The sequence below is a fragment of the Dyella sp. genome (assembly GCF_035486915.1).
GTDB lineage: Bacteria > Pseudomonadota > Gammaproteobacteria > Xanthomonadales > Rhodanobacteraceae > Dyella_B.
In genome coordinates, this window is the sequence record NZ_DATHMR010000178.1 from 18,901 (window position 1) to 37,162 (window position 18,262).

Genomic DNA, 18,262 nt, shown 5'->3' on the forward strand with positions numbered 1-18,262 from the left:
GCCCTACTGCATTGAGCACTACCAGCCGATGCCGAATGCCATGTGCTCTGGCTGTTGTGTCGTAATCGTTGTGCTCTGGTTGTTGTTGTCGTCGTACGAGAAACCGTATGCCAACCCACTGACCGAGTGTTGATGCCAGAACCACGAATAGAAGTTGGCCGGCGAGGTTGGGTAATAGGTCGAAGCATTCGCCCAGTTCGTGGGAGTCAGCAGCACGCCACGATTTGTTGCCGCGCAGATCTGGTTTTCCAACTGCAACTGGATGGCGTTCTCGTCCTGTTGCTGAGGCGAGCTTCCTGGAACGCCACTGGCCATTGTGCCTGCGCATTCAAGCACATCCTGCGTAGACGGTTGTTGGACAACAAAGGTCTCGCCAACGTTGGCGGCAGCGGGATTAACCTCCGTAAAGGTCATGGCCGATCCCACAGCGGTGCCGCTGAATTGGCGGCCGTTGAGGGTCAACGTCAGCGGTGTGGCGCTGAACTGCGCCCACGCGCTTGCGATGTAGCTGGCGAAGTAATTTCCGTTGGTTCCACCGGTATTGAATGTGGTTTCCGCGGGCGAGAGGATGCGCAAATTGCTCGGTGCCGGCGTATTGAAGGCTGCCGGTGTTTGACTGACGTATTCCTGGTCAAGGTTGGCGATCGACTCGTTGATACCTACCTGCATGTGGTAGGTCTCCTTGGCCCCCCACACATCCAGCAGAAGCGGCAAGCCGAACTGATTGACCTGCGTGGTGTTGATAAAGATGCCGCCGTTTGCGCCGTAGGTAAACTCATACCAATCGTAGTGAACGTTGATGTTGGGATCGGTGTTGTTGAGCGGATTGGGGCCTGCGTATCCGTTGTTGCCACCGTTCGCGCCAGCCATGATCGACATATACAGCGGACTGCCTTCCGAAATGTAGATACGCCCGGACGTCAGCGGCGGCAACAGCAGCTGATGATTGGCCTGCGCAAGCGTGAAGGCGTAGTTGGGATACGTCTGCCCGTTCGGTGCGACCAATGCGTTTGCAGCCGTGTTGTCTGCGACATTGGCCGGCGTGACAGTACCGTCGTAGTTAACCCACGAGAGTGCTCCGGTGGCCGGATCGTTGCCGAGGATCTCGACATAGATCTGATTGTCTGCCCATGCGCCGTTGGTGTTGTTGTTGAGGTCGGTGGCAATGACACCGGGAACGACCGTATAGCTGGGTGCAAGATTGACGCTCAGCGTTGCGGCCGACGACGTCGCAGATCCGGCAGAGTTGCTGACTGAGACTGTGAAAGCACTGGCGTTATCCGGATAAGTGGTTCCGGGTGTTGTGTAACTCGCACTCGTTGCCTCAGCAATGGCGGTGCCATTCTTGTACCACTGATAAGCCAGCGAGCCGCCGCTCGCCGCCACGGTGAAGGTGGCTGTGCGTCCAATTGTGACGGTCTGACTTGTCGGCGCGGTCGTAATGACAGGTGCAGTTACCGTGCCGGAGCCAGAGCCCGATGCCGGTGTCGTGGTGATAGCCGTGTTGGAAGCGGGAGACGTGCCAGCCGCATTGGCCGCTTCGACGACGTAAGAGTACGTGGTCGATGCCGTCAGGCCCGTATCGCTGTAAACACTTCCAGCTACACCATTTACGATGGGAGTGCCGTTGCGAATGACCGTATACGTCACACCGGAGGTGGCCGATGCAGTCCAGCTGAGATCGACTTCACTCGACGAAGGAGCCGTTGCCGTCAGGTTTGTCGGCGCAAGCGGAATCGCCATCGTGCTGGCGCTGGCTTGTGTCGTCGGTGCGGACGTGCCGGACGTATTGGAAGCTTCGATCACGTAGTAGTACGTCGTATTTACCGTAAGACCGGTATCCGAATAGCTGGTGCCGGTTGCCGTGGCAATTTGATTTGCGCTGGAAGGCGTAAAGCCGGACGTCGTGCTGCGGAAGACATCGTAGACCACGCCGGGCGCTGACGAAGCCGTCCAGTTCACGTTGATCTGGCTGGCCGAAACGGATGTCGCCGACAGATTGCTCGGTGAGCCGATGGGCGCAGAGACCACTTCGATGCCGTTGATTTCGGCGTTATCGGTAATCGTGGTGAACTGCAGCACGATCTGGCCTTGCGCATTCGCAGTCGCCGTGAAGGGCTCTACCACTGCAATGTCCTGGCCGCCGGCCGTTGCGATGATATCGAAGTTGCTCAACACCTGCGTACCGTTGATGCCCACGTTGAACACGCGCTGCCCTGGCTTGGTCCAGTAGAACTCGTCGAAGTGCAGACGCACCGTGTAGCTGGCCCCGGCAGTCAGACCCGTAAGCGTATAAGTGAAGTTGTTGCCGGAACGCTGGTGCTGGTAAACCGACTGAGGCGCGGGATTCGTCACACCGGACGTATTGATCGTCGAACCCGTACCGGATGCACCACCGCCGTTGAAGTCCTCATCGGCGACATAGGAACCCGCTGCAGGACCACCGGCGCTGATCGCAAGCACATCGGAGCCACACCCCGAAGCGCAGTTGACATCGAACGTAGTGGCCGTAGCAGTGTTGGACGCCATGGACGTACCCGCCGAATCGACCGCCTCGACCGTATAAGAGTAGGTCGTGGTGGATGTGAGACCGGTATCGCTGTAGGTCGTTCCGGCCAGGCCATTGACCACAGCCGTTCCGTTACGGAACACCGTATACATCACTCCCGACGCTGCCGATGCCGTCCAGCTCAGATTGATCTGGCTGGAAGACGCCACGGTTGCCGCCAGATTCGATGGCGCGTTGGGCGGCGTATTCGTAGCAGACGCCGTTTCAACTTCGATGCCGTTGACCGCTGCGTTGTCTTTGACCGAGACGAACTGGAGCACGATTTGCCCCTGCGCATTGGCTGTCGCCGCAAACTGCTCGACGATCGCAATGTCCTGGCCGCCGGCCGCCGCGAAGATATCGAAGTTGGTCAGTACCTGCGTACCGTTGATGCTGATGTTGGAGACACGCTGACCCGCCTGAGTCCAATAGAACTCATCGAAGTGCAAGCGCACCACGTAGTTCGCGCCTGGCGTCAAACCGGGAAGCGTATAGGTGAAGTTGCCGAAGCGTTGATTCTGATAAACCGACTGCGGCGCAGGATTGGTCACGCCATTGATATTGATCGTCGCATTGGTGCCCGATGGTGTGCCGCCATTGAAGTCTTCGTCGGCGGCGAAATAGCCAGCCGCAGGGCCACCTGCACTAATCGCGATCGCATCCGGACTGCTGCAGTTCGTCGTGCATGCGGAAACGGGCGTCGTTGCTGTCGCCGTGTTGGACGCCGCTGAAGCGCCTGCTGCATCCGTGGCTTCGACGATATAGTAATAGGTGGCGGCCGCAGTCACGCCAGTATCCGAATACGTGGTTCCGGATGTCGTGGCGATCTGGTTTGCACTGGATGGAGTGAACCCGGCCGCGCTGCTGCGATAGATCGTGTAGCTGACCGTGCAGCCTGTTCCCGCCGTGCTCGCGCCCCAGGTCAGATTCACTTGATTGGAAGCACTGGCGCCAGCAGCCAGTGTGCCTGGCGTGCTCGGAACAGCGTTACAGCTGTTCTGTTGTACCGCGAGTGTGGCCAGGTTACTGGTGGTCGTGCCGAATACGTCGCTGATAGCTATGCTGAAGACTGCACCATTGTTGGCCGCTGTGGTGGCCGGTGTCGTGTAGCTCGATGACGTTGCGCCCGCGATAGGCGTTCCGTTTACGGACCACTGGTAGGTCAAGGTGCCAAGACCCGTCGCCGTCGCGCTGAACGTTGCCGGTTGTCCCACGGCGACGGCCTGATTGGTCGGTTGTGCCGTAATGACAGGCACGGTCCCTGCGTCGGTGCCCGAGACACACAACGTGGCGCCAGGATAATTGTTGGTGACCTGATAATTGGATGTGCCGTCGAAACTCACCACCGCGGATTTCGTGGAATCATTCGGATCAACCGTTGATGTCCACGTACTCCACGTTCCTGAAAAGGCGGTCGTGTTGTTATTCACACCACCGATGCTGAACGCTTCCGACTGCGTGGGCAGACGCATATTGATGCTCGCGCAATAGGCCTGCGCATTCACGCCTGTGAACTGCGAACCTGGCGTCGTGTCCGTCATCACGGTGCGCGTCCAGGTCAAACCGGTCAGATTGTCCGTCACCAAGCTGGAGTTCGATGCGTTGACGGTATATCGATCCGTTGCGCTACAGCATTGCGCCACGTTGTAGACCTGGAACTCATAGACCGAGTAGCCATACTGTGTCGCGCGCTGTATCCCCAACAGCCGAACATAACGTCCGGTTACCGTCGGGAAGTTGAGCGTTTCCGTTCCGCCCACACCCGCGTTGTTGGTGTAGGCCACATTCCATGTCGGATTGGTTGCCGGATCGGCGTTGGTGTAGAGAATCTGATACTGGGTCGCGTACGCGTTTTCCCAGTTGATGATCACGGTATTGAAGGATTGCGTCGAACCCAGATCGATCTGCAACCACGAGGGATCGACGCCGGGGACGGCTGGCGTCGGTGGTGCGCCGGCGGTCGCAGAACCCCAACGCGTAGAAAGATTGCCGTCGACAGCGTTCTCCGGTCCCAGACATCCCGTGCCTGTGTACGGCGGCGTTGTCGTTCCGTCATTGCACGCATTCTGCGTGCTGCTTGAAGTCGCAACCGCATTCAGTGCCAGATTGACACCCGGCGGCGCAAGCGTGATTTGCGCCGCGTTGCTGGTAGCAGGCGCAGCCGCATCGTTATTCACCGTGACGGTGTAAGCGCCGACGTTCGCAGCACTCACCGCAGGAACCGAATAAGTCAGCGTATTGGACTGTTGCGTGCCACTGGTGAGAATGGTGGCGGTGCCTCCCGGAGGCGTGAACTGCCACTGATACGTAAACGGCGGAGACCCGGCAACGACAGCCGTAAATTGAACAGGCTCATTGACGGGCACGATGGCGTTGGCAGGCTGCGTCGCAAAGGACACCGCGGTTGCAGCACCGACCGTCACCACTGCGGTCGAGGATTGAACCGCGCCGAGGTCATTGGTGACCACCACATAGAAACTTGCGCTACCGGCCGCTGTAAAAACCGGCGTGGTGTACGACGCTTGATTGGCGCCTGCAATAGCACCCGAACCCACCTGATACCACTGATAGGTGAGTGTCGGCGAACCCGTTGCCGCCACCGTGAGCGTCGCCGATTCGCCAGCCACCACCACTTGAGATGCCGGCTGTGTGGCGATAACCACGTTAGCGGGCGCATCGACACTGAGCGTGACGGGTGCCGATGTCACCGTACCGGAGCTGCTGCTTATCGTCACGGTGAAGGTGTCACCGTTATTCGCAGCGCTCGTCGCAGGTGTCGTGTATGCAGCGCTGGTTGCACCGGCGATCGGGCCGCTCGAATCGGACCACTGATAACTGAGCGTGCCCGAACCCGAAGCGACCACACTGAAGGTTGCCGGATAGCCCGACGTTGTCGCCACGCTCACGGGTGGAACGATGATAACCGGAGCCTGCGATTGCGATTGCGACGAAGCCGCCGGTGCCACCGAGGTCAACGTAACACTGCTGCTTGTCAGCCCAGGTGCACTAGCCGTCACGGTGACGGTGCCGGGCGTAAACGTGCTGCGCAACGCAATTTTCTGCAATCCGCCTTCGAAGTTCAGTTCCGGATCGCCGGGCGAGTGGAAGAAGGCGTAAGGCACGCCTTGAATCACAGTGCTGTTCGCTTGCGAGAAAGCATCCTGGTAGTAACTCGTCCACGAGGGATCGGCGACGAGTTGCTGCGTGCCACCCATGTAGGTGGCCGGTCCGGACACGGAGAACGTAACGTTGTCCTTTGCCGTCGGCACAAGGTTGCCATCGGCATCTTCCACCTGTGCAACGACAAAGGCAGCATCCGAACCATTGGCTGTCCACTGAAAACTCGTGCCATCCGGCTTGGTCACATCAGGAACAACGCTGAGAACAATCTTGCTTTCTGTTCCTGCGGTCGTACGGGTATCGCTTACACCCTGCACGGGATTGCCGTTCGCATCCAGACATTCCGCAGTGACTGTGCCAGGCGCCCAGTTCACCATCCAGTGAACCTGCCCCGGCATGACCGTCGTGCTCTGCGTGAGGTCCGTACTGGAATTGACGTTCCACGGATTGGGTGTCTGGTCCTGCAGCAATGTGCCGGTGACGGGGTCGGCAGGAACGCCGTTGATGAGCAGACGCACGCCCGGACAGTTGCTGAATGCATTCTCTTGAATCGGTGTGCCTGCGGTGTACTCGTAAGCACGGTTCCAGTGATGCGCGAGATGCACGACTGGCTGTACCGAATACGGTATCCAGTTGGCCTGATAGATGTAGTAGAGCAAACGAGGAAAGCGATTTGCGTCGGTCGAGGAGTAACCCAGCGAGCGAACGAAGTTCACCATGTTGGGCTGATTCTGATATTCCGCCCAAAGACTGACTTCGCCGGGCGATTCGGCGAAATACCATTGCGCCATGCCAAACGCGTTGGCCGCCCTTCCCCGACGCCAGTCATCGAGATACGGCGCTGCAAAAGCAAGCTCGTCGTCATAAGCAAGGCCACGGCCCGTGCCCATGTTGTCCCAATACTCGGCACCGAATGCCGGATTGTTCGGGTTCTGCTGCTTGTTGCCGACTTCGCAACCGGCACCATCGCATTCGTCGATCAAACCGTACGAGGAACTGAACGTACGATCGGCGCTTCCACGCGGGTTGATGTTGTCCCACGTCGTTTCAATGGTTCCAAGTTCGGTCGCAAGCAACGGGTTCATGCCACCGTTATCGCGCTCCCAATCGAGAACGGACGGGTGGCTGCGATCGCGGATGATCATGTCGCGATGCAATTCCTGCTTCAACTGCAGATCGTCAGCCGTCGGATTGGAGCTGGCATTCCAATATCCCTCGCCATCGCCACTAGGCTGGTCGATCATGATGCCGTAGGCATCGGCAGCTGCCACCAATTCTTCACTGCTGGTGGAGTGGCCAGGCCGCCACACGTTACCGCCTTGTGCAGCGATCTGCGCCATGTCGCGCCACACCTGTTCGTCGGGAACCGACGATCCAAGCCCCGGATAGTCGTAGCGACCCGATCCACCCCATAGATAGACGGCGTGACCATTGAAGTAAGGGAAATTTGCATCCCACGTGATGGTGCGGATGCCCAACGTGTCTTGTGTCGAATCGACCACTACACCGTTCACGCTGACGATGTGATAGACCTTGTACAGATACGGCGAGCCGCACAAGACCGGTGGCGTTCCACAGGTCGCATTGTTCGGATACCACAACGTCGGATTGGGAACGGTAATCTGCTGATCGAACATCGGCGTCGCGCCGGACGGAAACGTGCTCGACGTCATCGCCGGCACAGCCTGCGTGACCGGCGATGCAGTGACAACGACGTTGCCCTGCGCGTCCACGATCTGCGTCGTCAACGTGACCTGCTGCGTTGTCGACGTCTCATTGACGACATTGGTCTGTACATCGACAACCGCCGAAGCGGCCTTTGCCGTGCCTTGCGCGGCAGGAACCTCCGATACCGTTCCGACGTAGGTACCCCAGGTCTTCTGATTCGAATAAACGTTCGGCGGAATGTGAACCGGATTGGTGACGTACAACTTCACATTGCGGAACAATCCGGCCATGGCCTGACCGAAGCGGAAAGCGCCGGAAAAGTTGGGTGTCTCAAACCATGACGCACCGCGCGAAACATCGATGGCAATCACGTTGTCCGTTTTGCCATCTGCAACGATGTACGGCGTCAGGTCGACGACCACCGGGATGAAACCCACCACATGCGTAGCCTGCGCATCGGCAGTTACGGCGCTGACGCCCTGCAACAACGTGCCGTTTATGAAGATCTGGATACCGGTGTGCGAGCCTTGAACATTCAGCAGGAACTTTTGACCTGCGTACTTCGGGTCCACTTTGAAATGCAGACGGTACCAGTTGTAGTTTCCCGTCAAAGACCCTTGGCCGCCACCGGACGTCTGATTGATGAAGGTGCGCGAGATGTTCGCATCGTAGGGCAAACCCACCTGCGTCCAGCTGGCACTCGTATCGGAACTCTCGTTGAAACCGGTCGTTGAGTAGGCGGTCGAATTATTGGTGTTCTCGTACCACCAGTTGCTCTGCGGCGCATTCGACGTCGAGCTTGCGTTCCCGATGTACTGCGGAATGCCAGCGGCGAGATTGATCGTTTGGCGCTGCGACGTGGGTAGTGTCGGTTCTACCTGTTGGGCATTGGCATGACGACCCGTCACCAGCGTCAGCAGTGCAAGAAGCATCACGCACACCGCCCGTACGCTGTCTGCGGTCAGTGATCCCTCTCGCCTGGTTCCTCGGCGTTGGATCGCAAGACTGCACTTCGAAGCGGCGAAATCCCAAGGCGTATGCAGTCCCACGGTCGTCCCCTTTTGCTATCCGGCCCTTCAAACAAAAATTATGTGGCGAGACACATAATTTTCCGTCAGACGGTTGCAAGCGTGGCCACGATGGACTCGTGCTGCGTGGCTTGGTACCGAATGAACCCCTTATAGGGTGGCCGCATCATCCGCACTGCTTGCGATTACCGCAATGCAAAAGAGAAGTTTTTTACGCACACTTTCGTGTAAATATTTAGGTATTGCGATGCAGTTATCACTTAGATGTCTAAATTTTAGACGTCTAAATTTAAAAATGCACATTGCAATATAAAAGAAATAATTAAACTCTTGGACGATCTTCGTTTCGCCGGAACGTTTTGTGTCGCACGCGGTAGACTAAACCGCATCGTGCAATCATGAGCGCATCACTCGATGACAGGCCACGCATAGCGAGCGATGCTCCTGACCGATGGCGTCGGCAATGAAGCACTGTGCTTTCGCAACCGCTTGACAGCATGCATGGCCGCGTCGGCCCTGTTCAGAAGCGCTTGTGCGTGGGAGCACCCTGGTTCGGCCACGACCACTCCGACACTGGCACCTTCGTAGTCGACCAGCGCCGAGTCCAACTTGAAGCGCCCCTTGGTGGCACTTTCCAATCGCCGGGCTAACGCTGCGCCGGCCTCATCGGCCCTTTCCCGCTGCTCGACGGCCAGCACCACAAATTCATCGCCGCCAATACGCGCAGCGATATCGCTGTCTCGTAGCATCCGTCGAAGTCGCTTTGCCACCGCCTGCAGCAACAGGTCGCCGACGTCATGTCCAAACCGATCGTTGATAGGCTTGAAGTTATCCAGGCCCACAGAGGCTACGATCAGTGCCTGATCTTCCTGGTTGGACGCAAGCCGTCGCTGCATGTCCTCAAGCAAGGCGCGCCGATTGGGTAACTGTGTCATCGCATCGGTCAGCACGGTCGTCGCCAGGGAGCTGTTGGCTTGCTGTAGTGCTACAAGCAGCCGTTCGCGTTCAACCTGCTGGCTGATCAATTGCGCGAAGAGAGCCAGGACATGCGTGGATGTCTCGGAACATGTCCTGCGCTCGTCGCTTGCAGCGCAAAGGGTTCCAAAAAGCTCGCCGCTTCTTCCACGGACCGGGGCGCTCACGTAGGTCATCAGTCCTAACGTTCGCCCCATGTCGCAGTCTCCCCACTGACCTGCGACATCGTCCGTATAGAACCGACCTTCGTCCAATGCGCGTTTGCAAAGAGTGCTTTGCCAGGGCGCGGACAGGCCTTCCGGAACGGTCAGGCGATGGGTGTTGCGCGCGTACAGGACATGGAGGACACCGGCCGACTCATCCAGCCTGGTCAGATAAGTCGATTCCATTCCTGTGGCTGTCTGCAAAAGTTCCAGGAGCGGCCGGGCCAACGCCTCCAGGGTATGGGCGTGCGTGACCGTGGCGACCAGTGCACCAAGGAGGCTGGGCGGAACAGTTGTGCGGGCAAGGTGGTTCATATGCATGGGTATCGGCCGCGGACGGGAGGGCTTGAAGCGCACCGTGCTGGCCCATTGCCACTCCCTGATTTGGCTTAGGTATACGTCGCCATCTTTGCCGCTGAGCTGGCTGGCGCGGCGTTATTAAGCGGCAGCGCATTGACAAAAATCCAAAAGCTTCCGCAAGAAAATGAAATAAAACGATTTATATTCGGACAATAAATGGCAGGCAATCCCTTGAGCTTGTCCGGCGTCCCATTCAGGTATTGATGCAAAAAACGGTCTTATCTCAAATCCGATCCTTCGCGTGTGTCATTCCAAGCATGTGTTGTAGTGAAGGATCAAATAAGGCGGCGGCTTTTCCGAACCAAAATGCTGCTTGTGCAAAATGGGCAGCCATGCTGTTTACCCCGTAATGTTCAAGGTTGAAGTAAGGCAACAAACCCAACTGATATTGGGCTTTAAAACAAGATCAATGATAAACATCGACGCCGATCGCTTGCGCGACAAGTGTGGCGTTGAGCGTCAGCACGACGAATACCGCCAATATCGCCAAGACTTGTACGGGCGGCTTGTTGCGATACCGTCCCATGAAATCTTTTCGGCCGGTAAACCAGACCAAAGCAATCATGGGAAACGGAAGCGCCAAACTCAGTACGACCTGACTGTCGATCAGCGCCTTGGTCAGGTTGACGCCGAGCCCAACGACGATAAGGCTGGGGACCATCGTGATCGCACGACGCAACCAGAGTGGAATTCGGAAGCCCACGAACCCTTGCGCGATCATTTGCCCCGCCATGGTGCCGACGACTGAACTGGAAATGCCCGAAGCGATCAACGAGGTCAGGAACAGTCCAGCGGCTGCCGCGCCAAAAATCGGCGCCAACGTGTGATAAGCGACGTCGATTTGCGCTACCCCCGAATGACCGCTGTGAAAGGCGTCGGCGGCCATAACGATCATCGCCACATTGATAAGCCCGGCTATCGTCAACGCGATGCCAATTTCGAGATTCGAATACTTGAGCAGCTTAAAACGCTCGACGTCGCTTCTAGGCAGCACTCGCGATTGAGTAAGTCCGGAATGAAGAAAGAGCGCGTGCGGCATCACGGTTGCACCGATGATACCCACCGCGATATTGACCGCCTGTGCATCGGGCAGTCGATAAACGAGCAGCCCTTCAACCACACCTGACCATTGAACGCGCGCCAGTAACAGCTCGGACAGATAACACAATCCGATAACCCCCACCAACGCGCCGACAACCAGTTCGATGGGGCGAAAACCGCGCCTCTGCAACAACAAAACGCCGTAGGTGACGAATGCCGTGACAAGCATGGCCGGCAACAGCGGCATATGAAACAGCAATGAAAGCCCCAAGGCTGCGCCAAGAAATTCAGCGAGATCCGTCGCCATCGCGGCGAGTTCGCTCACGCACCACATCAACCAGACCAGGGGCTTTGGCATGTGCTCACGGCACAGCTCTGCAAGATTACGCCCTGTGACGATACCAATCTTGGCCGACAGCGCCTGGAAAAGCATCGCGACAAGACTTGCGATCAGCGCAACCCAAAGCAGGTCATAACCATATCGAGCACCGGCTTGGATGTTTGTCGCGAAGTTACCGGGATCAACATAGGCAACCGACACCATGACCGCCGGACCGGCGATCTTGAGGAGAGATGTCCACCCGCGCCCGCGCCCATCCAGAACCTTTCGTATGTCGAGGATCGCATGGTCGGTCACCGTGAGGGTGCCGTTGAAAACACCGGCGTCCACAGAGGGCTCATTTAGCGGTTGCTGGCGCACGGGCAGATGATCGCTTCCGGGATTGAATGAGAATCACTCTAATCCTGGTCACGCGTGCCTGGAATTTCATTGTTTCAATGCGATTGATAGCCCGAGCCTATGACGCGGTTCGCGCGTACATCGTGTGATCCGCGCAAGCATACGAGTGCACGTGAGCGACCTCATGGATGAGGTCGCTCACGTTATTCAAAAAATGCTGGGCACGAACGTGCCTGATCAATAACGCCGATCAACAACGAAATCGGCACGGCAGCCGCGATTTACCCAAATTCCGTTGGGTTGCCAGCCCCAGCTGTCGCCTTGTCGGCAGCTTGCGCTGGATAGCTGCCTCACAATGCGAACGCTACCGCCCCGGCCGACACCGGCTGGACAGAGGCGATAGCTGTTGCCACTGCTCTCGCAACGAATTTGAACAGAACCGCCACCTGGCGGTGGACCCCAACCGCCGCGAGCGTCCGCGAATTCAGCGCGGCATCCACGATCGACCCAGATGCTGCCGCGATCGAAGCCCCACGTCTGGCCGCGCACGCAACGTACTTGCGACATCTGCCGTATCAGTTGCGCATCGCGCCAGGCGACGGGACAACGGGCGAAGCGGTTGTCATTGCTGGCGCAGTAAACGTTTGGCCTGGGTCCCTGTGCATGTACAACAGGCGCTGCTGCCTGCAGCGATATTCCGATGACAAATGCAGCTATTGCAGAGAGTGAAGCTTTGCCTGGGTTGCTCATCATTGCGCTCCTTATAGAACAAGTCGTTTGCACGGCTACGCGGATGATATTCGCTTCGGTTGCTTTCCTTTGAACGCTGGCACTCGTCGATCGCTGATTATTGAGTCATCCATGGACCGTGGCGTTGATGCGCAGCGAACCACGCAGCAACGCCATCGAAAGCTTACGGCGCCTTACCAGTCTGCAACTGCTCGACGATGGTGAGCGACTTCTTGACGTGATCCTGAGGCTTAAGATGATCGGCCTCGGATGAAAGTGTCGCGATGATCTTGCCGTCACGGCCAATGACGAACGTGGTGCGTTCGATGAAGCCGTGATCGATGGCGACACCGCGCACGTCCTTCGCACCGGCCTGCGCACCTTCCGTCTTGAGGTTGAAGGACGTTGCAATGCTGCCATTGGCATCCGACGCCACCGGGAACTTGCCGGCGCAGTAGTTCGGGTCGGATGAAAACGTGTTCAGGCGCTTGATGCTGTCTTCCGACACACCAATGATGGTGGCGCCGGCGGCATCGAATTTATCCTTCTGCGTGGCAAAGGTGTGCGCTTCGATATCGCAGCCGCCCGTGTACGCCGAGGGATAGAAATAAACGACGACGGGCCCTTTCTTCAACGCATCCTTGAGGGAAAACGTGAAGTCTTTGCCGGCCAGGCTGGCTTGAGCGGTGAAATCGGGCGCCTGAGTGCCTGTGCTCAGCGCAGCGAGCGCGGATGTGGCGAAAACCAGCGAGGTTGCGATCACACCTACGGCGATCGTGCCTGCGAGATACTTTTTCATTACGGCGTTCCTCTGGATATGTTCGATGAAGCGAGGGATGAAAATCCGGTCAGCTACGCATCCGTACCTTGCGGGCGTGCTTTGCGTCGACCCTATCCACGTTTTCGTTCGCAGATTGAGGCTTGGTGTGAGTGCCGTTTTGCCGTGCCGAAGTTTTATCAGCGTTGTCCTGCAATGCCTGTGAAGGATGGGACTTGACCAATGTCATGATCCGCTGCGCATCGGCGGCCGTCGCCGGATTGTAGATCACCATGCTGAGGTCGGGTCGCCCATCGACGGCAAAAGCCGAATATTCCATAGAGATCAACCCAAGATGCGGATGCCGCAGGTATTTGGTGCCCTGCCCGTAAGCCTGGACATCGTTGCTGCGCCACATCTGTGCAAAATCGGGGCTGCGTTCACTGAGTTCGTCCACAAGCGCCTCCACTTCCTTGGAGGCCCCTGCCCGCGCTGCGTCGGCGCGGAATGCGGCGACACAGAATCGCGCGACACTTTCCCAATCAAGCTGCGCTTCGCGTACATGGGGATCGAAGAAGATGAGACGCAGAATGTTTCGTTGGTGAGCCTCCAACGCGTCGTAATCGCGCAACACGACCGAAGCGGCACGATTCCACGCAATGACGTCCCATGTGGCCGTTTTTATGAAAGCGGGCGTGAATTCCAATGCATCGAGCACGCGTTGAAGACGTGGCGTAACGCCGTCAACCGCGTGATAGCGCACTTCGGGTGTACGCCCCAGCGCAAGCAGAAAGATGTGTTCGCGCTCCACATCCGTCAGCATCAATGCCCGGGCAATGCGATCGAGCACATCGGGCGATGGGGCACCGCCTCTTCCCTGCTCGAGCCAGGTGTACCAGGTAGCGCTGACGTTGGCGCGCTGTGCGACTTCTTCGCGCCGCAGTCCGGGTGTCCGTCTTCGTTTCAACGGAAAACCGAGAGCTGCCGGATCGAGCTTGGAGCGGCGATCCTTGAGGTAATTGCCAAGCGGATTGTCGTTGGAGCCAGGCATGGTCAACCCGTTAGTTCAGCCTATTCGTTGAGCCTATTAGTCGTTATACCTGTATAACGCCACTACTTTACCCGGATAGCTTACGAGCTGACAGTAACCCTCGTCTATAACCGGAGGATGTAACCATGCGTGTTTTTGTTACGGGGGCGACGGGATTCGTAGGCTCGGCGGTCGTCAAAGAGCTGCTTGCCGCGGGGCACAAGGTGACGGGTCTGGTTCGTTCGGATGAAGGTGCCAAATCCCTCGCCGCAGTGGGTGCCGAGGTCCATCGGGGCGATCTGGAAGATCTGGAGAGCCTGCGCCGCGGAGCAGCCGCGTCGGATGGTGTCATCCATACCGCTTTTATCCATGATTTCTCGAAGTTTGCGGCCAACTGCGAGATCGACAAACGAGCCATCGAAGCACTCGGCGCTGAACTTGCCGGCTCGAAGCGGCCACTCATCGTCACGTCGGGAACGGGATTGCTTCAAGCCGGCGGCACGGTCACCGAAGACACCTTACCCCCTGCCTCCACTGCGATTCCACGCGTTTCGGAACAGACGGCTTTGGCGATGCTGCCGCAAGGCGTTCACGCGTCCGTTGTTCGCCTGCCGCCATCGGTTCATGGCGAGGGCGATCACGGCTTCGTTCCGAGAATTATCGGTTTCGCACGCGAAAAAGGTGAATCGGTTTACATCGGCGATGGCAACAATCATTGGTCGGCCGTGCATCGATCGGATGCGGCGCATCTTTACAGGTTGGTGCTTGAGAAAGGCTCTGCGGGAGCTCGCTATCACGCCACCGCTGAAGAAGGCGTACCGTTCCGTGACATCGCCGCCGTCATCGGTAAACGCCTGAATATTCCGGTCGTCAGCAAAACACTGGAGGAAGCATCCAGTCACTTTGGATGGTTCACGCATTTCGCAAACATGGGCAACCTGGCATCAAGTCAGCGAACCCGCGAGCAGCTCGGATGGCAGCCAAAGCACATTGGACTCATCGCCGATGTCGATCATCCGTATTACTTCAAAACCTGATGGCACGAGGCTGGTGCCCAGCCCTACCTGGCCGCGTGCCAATTAAAAACAGCGGCAGGCACTAGCGTTTCAAGCGAAAAATCCATGGCTGCGTACATGTCCAGCATGTCACGCAGCATGGATTCCAATCGTTGGTCACGCAGGTTGGGTTCGTAGAGCGCCCTTTGTTGAATGTCATCGAGCACAGTTGATGACCACTGGTAGAGCGCATCCGCGTGTTCGGACAGCCTTCCTCTCAACCACGCTTTCAATGGCGTGTGCAGCGTGTACCCGTAACGTTCGGCAATACGTGACGCAAATTCGGGCGCGATGGTCTCAATGCCACGAAACCATTCGGTATACCCTCCTGCTGCTTCATTGACGATGGTGGGTGCAACGGCTCGATGCGCGGGCCAGCGTTCGATAAAGAGTCGTTCAACGCGACGCGCCTCGCGCAGTTGAGTGGTTTCGATCAATAACCCTCGCTCCAGGTCAAAATATGCGTAAAAGCGCGGATGGAAGGCCCGAAAGCGCTCGAACGGATCATGCGTCAAGCCAACCTTGACGAGGTCCTCGCCCAGGTTCGGAAGCACATAGACATACGTTCGACCGCCACGCTCTCTCACCGCACTTGAAACCTCGCACTCATAGTTACTTGGCACCCCCGTAAAGCATGCGCCTTTGCGGTTGCATCGAATCATAATCCATTGTTTTGACCATGCATTTGTGCCAGTGTCGCCGCACGCTGCGATCGCACCCATCGCCGCTGGATTGATGGTTCCTTGCGCGGCTTTCGTTGCGAAAAGTAAAACTCGAACGTCTTTGATCTCTGCCACAGTGCTGCGTATCAAGCCTTGGAAACCGAGTGAAATAAGCAGGTCAACCGAGTTAGAGAAAGGCACGTTTCAGGTACTTCTGTAACTATCCGCCGTAGAATCGGTAGCGCGAATGGAACGCACTGTCGCGTTGCTTGGTAAAAGCAATGTATTCGTTGGTGACAAGAGCGCCCGGATAAGCCGCATGGGCAGGATTCAAGGTGATTGAGGATGTGACCCTGACAAACCGATTCCATGGCACGTCGTTCGACCGATAGACCCCTTCTTTGTCTTCTGTCGTGGCATTGGGCATCTAAAAATAAGATGAGAATTACTGCATGAATGCTGCACTAAAGGCACCTGCCAGCTGGCAAGCCATTGTTTTTGGTTTGATCACACTTATAGCCTGCGTGGCGGCCTTTGTTGGATTGTCAAACAGCAGCTTGTGGATCGACGAACTGCTATCCGTCTATCTGGTTAATCATCACGATGGCTTGGGTGAGGTTTTCCGTCGTCAGCTTACCGATGCGCACCCTCCCGTGTACTCATTCTTCTTATACGGTTGGACGCGCGTTGCAGGTTTTTCGGAATTGGCCTTACGCCTGCCGAGCGCTATGTTCGCAGTGCTGGCCATCGTCGTTTTCGCGATCGGTACGAGGCGCGTGCTCAGCACCACAGCGATTGCTTTTGCGTGCGCTGTCGCAGCCACTTCGGATTTCTGGTTTTATCAATCGCAAAACGCACGCAGTTATACGTTGTGCATGGTCCTGGCTTCGGCCATGTTGGCTGTTGCCATCGCATTTCGCAGAAGGGTTCGCAGCCAGCCCCATTTTCCAGTAGCGCTTTGGATAGAGCTCAGTCTGCTGGCTTTGGTTGCCAGCTTTACTCACGCCTATCTTCTGCTAGGACAGGGCATGGTTTTGTTTGTCCTGATTCTTACTATACCGGCGTGGCGCACACGTGCAGCGTTGGTTGCTACGGGCTTGGTGGTACTGGGCTTCAACGTCGTTTACTACAAAATACTGATGCATTCTTCTGAGCACAATCTGCAAGATATGTGGTTCAGCAACGACGCCGGTTTTTTTAACCAGCAATTACATCAGGCGCTTACTTTGCTCGTCGCTGGACAGGTAGCCATCGTGGTGGCGCTGCTACTTGTTTTTGCGTGTCGACAGCGCATTAACCGCGAGCCTTTTTTTGTCTTTAATGATCAGGATACACGCTGGACAACGATCGTCGCTTGCGCAGTCCTTGTTGGGGTCATCGTTTGTGGCATTGGCGTATCGATTGCCGTTGCACCATCTTTCTCGGATCGTAACCTACTGACATGTTCGCCATTTGCGTGGTTTCTGGCGGGGCGTCTTTACGACGCCGCCGGGCCACGAGGCGACACGCGCAGAAGTTCGATCCTCGCTATATTGGCAATGCTCTTGGTTGGCTCCTATTTGTTGCTTTTGCCGGGGCGGGAGCTATCACGAAACGAAAATTGGCGTGCAACCGCTCACTACGTAGAGCAGCTACCGGGATGCGCCGGTCAAACGTTGCCTGTCGTGCTTCCGTATCGATTTGGCCATGAATCGGAATTTTTTCGGACGCTCGCCCAAAACGCCTACTTTGACTATTACATGCCAGCGGGAGTACAGACAGCGGCTTACATGCCGCGAGAACTGGCTGCGAGACACCCCATGCCAGGGTTACCTGAATTGCTCGCGTCACGCGCCGCCAATGCCGACACGGGAGCTTGCTCGTTGCTTGCCTGGAACGTCCATGACCCGGATGAGGGGCGCGCACTTAAGATCGCACTGGATTTGGCACGGCAACCCGGCATTGCACAGCATCGCGTATTGATGCAGGAATTCAATACCTACACGCGCCCACACCTGAAGTTGAAGCTGAAATGGCAAACCACGCCAGAAGGCTATGTGTATGTAGCCATCCCTAAAGCGCCAGTTGACTCTCCCGTCGAAGCGCCGGCCACTCCCCATGTGCAACTAACGAAACAAGATGCCAAGGTGTTGGGTGATCAAGTCATTGTCGATTACTTGACGAGCCATGCAGGCAACGCTGGAGCTCCTTACACGGTGGACGTGTACTCCATTCAGCGTTGGAATGGAAAGACCGTTCACCAGGATTTTCTGGCCGTCCAGCGCATAACCTGCGACGTGCTGGCTAGCAAGATAAATTGGGACGTATGGCCCAATCCTACTTATCCGGGTTGCAGTCCGCTGCCTGCGCCCACCCCGGCCAATCAAATTGACGGGGGCTTGTGATGAAATTCAAACTAAATAAGGCA

9 protein-coding genes are annotated in these 18,262 nt (G+C 57.1%); 2 read left to right on the forward strand and 7 right to left on the reverse strand.

The genetic code is table 11. The features are described from left to right. Positions 1–18: 18 nt before the first annotated feature. The 6 genes from VK725_RS14550 to VK725_RS14575 form a co-directional block, all read right to left on the reverse strand. Entirely contained in the window at positions 19–8,268 is an 8,250-nt protein-coding gene (locus tag VK725_RS14550; protein ID WP_325318775.1) for a beta-1,3-glucanase family protein, read from the reverse strand. A 503-nt stretch (positions 8,269–8,771) separates the two neighbouring features. Continuing rightward, positions 8,772–9,857 (reverse strand): sensor domain-containing diguanylate cyclase, encoded by a 1,086-nt coding sequence (locus VK725_RS14555; protein WP_325318776.1) that lies wholly within the window; start codon positions 9,855–9,857, stop codon positions 8,772–8,774. A 451-nt stretch (positions 9,858–10,308) separates the two neighbouring features. Beyond that, complete coding sequence (locus VK725_RS14560) at positions 10,309–11,613, reverse strand: Nramp family divalent metal transporter (RefSeq protein ID WP_325318777.1); 1,305 nt, start codon at positions 11,611–11,613, stop codon at positions 10,309–10,311. A 246-nt stretch (positions 11,614–11,859) separates the two neighbouring features. After that, a complete protein-coding gene (locus VK725_RS14565; RefSeq protein WP_325318778.1) occupies positions 11,860–12,375 on the reverse strand; it encodes a DUF3011 domain-containing protein in 516 nt (171 codons plus the stop codon). A 160-nt stretch (positions 12,376–12,535) separates the two neighbouring features. Beyond that, complete coding sequence (locus VK725_RS14570) at positions 12,536–13,150, reverse strand: peroxiredoxin (RefSeq protein ID WP_325318779.1); 615 nt, start codon at positions 13,148–13,150, stop codon at positions 12,536–12,538. Between the two features lie 49 nt (positions 13,151–13,199). Continuing rightward, positions 13,200–14,159 carry a helix-turn-helix transcriptional regulator gene (locus tag VK725_RS14575; protein ID WP_325318780.1) on the reverse strand — a complete coding sequence of 320 codons (960 nt, stop codon included), beginning with the start codon at positions 14,157–14,159 and terminating at the stop codon, positions 13,200–13,202. Between the two features lie 125 nt (positions 14,160–14,284). Here VK725_RS14575 and VK725_RS14580 point away from each other — a divergent pair, with 125 nt between their 5' ends. Next, a complete protein-coding gene (locus VK725_RS14580) occupies positions 14,285–15,175 on the forward strand; it encodes an SDR family oxidoreductase (protein ID WP_325318781.1) in 891 nt (296 codons plus the stop codon). A 23-nt stretch (positions 15,176–15,198) separates the two neighbouring features. Here VK725_RS14580 and VK725_RS14585 read toward each other — a convergent pair whose 3' ends face one another. Then, the gene (locus VK725_RS14585) at positions 15,199–15,990 is read right to left on the reverse strand and encodes a GIY-YIG nuclease family protein (protein WP_325318782.1); all 792 of its coding nucleotides are present in this window, start codon (positions 15,988–15,990) and stop codon (positions 15,199–15,201) included. A 317-nt stretch (positions 15,991–16,307) separates the two neighbouring features. Here VK725_RS14585 and VK725_RS14590 point away from each other — a divergent pair, with 317 nt between their 5' ends. Then, complete coding sequence (locus tag VK725_RS14590; protein ID WP_325318783.1) at positions 16,308–18,239, forward strand: hypothetical protein; 1,932 nt, start codon at positions 16,308–16,310, stop codon at positions 18,237–18,239. The last annotated feature ends 23 nt before the right edge of the window (positions 18,240–18,262 follow it).

Coding starts and splice junctions, on each gene's coding strand:
- VK725_RS14550 (WP_325318775.1), bottom strand. CDS start 8,268: ATGCTTCTTGCACTGCTGACGCTGGTGACGGGTCGTCATGCCAATGCC.
- VK725_RS14555 (WP_325318776.1), bottom strand. CDS start 9,857: ATGAACCACCTTGCCCGCACAACTGTTCCGCCCAGCCTCCTTGGTGCA.
- VK725_RS14565 (WP_325318778.1), bottom strand. CDS start 12,375: ATGATGAGCAACCCAGGCAAAGCTTCACTCTCTGCAATAGCTGCATTT.
- VK725_RS14570 (WP_325318779.1), bottom strand. CDS start 13,150: ATGAAAAAGTATCTCGCAGGCACGATCGCCGTAGGTGTGATCGCAACC.
- VK725_RS14575 (WP_325318780.1), bottom strand. CDS start 14,159: ATGCCTGGCTCCAACGACAATCCGCTTGGCAATTACCTCAAGGATCGC.
- VK725_RS14580 (WP_325318781.1), top strand. CDS start 14,285: ATGCGTGTTTTTGTTACGGGGGCGACGGGATTCGTAGGCTCGGCGGTC.
- VK725_RS14590 (WP_325318783.1), top strand. CDS start 16,308: ATGAATGCTGCACTAAAGGCACCTGCCAGCTGGCAAGCCATTGTTTTT.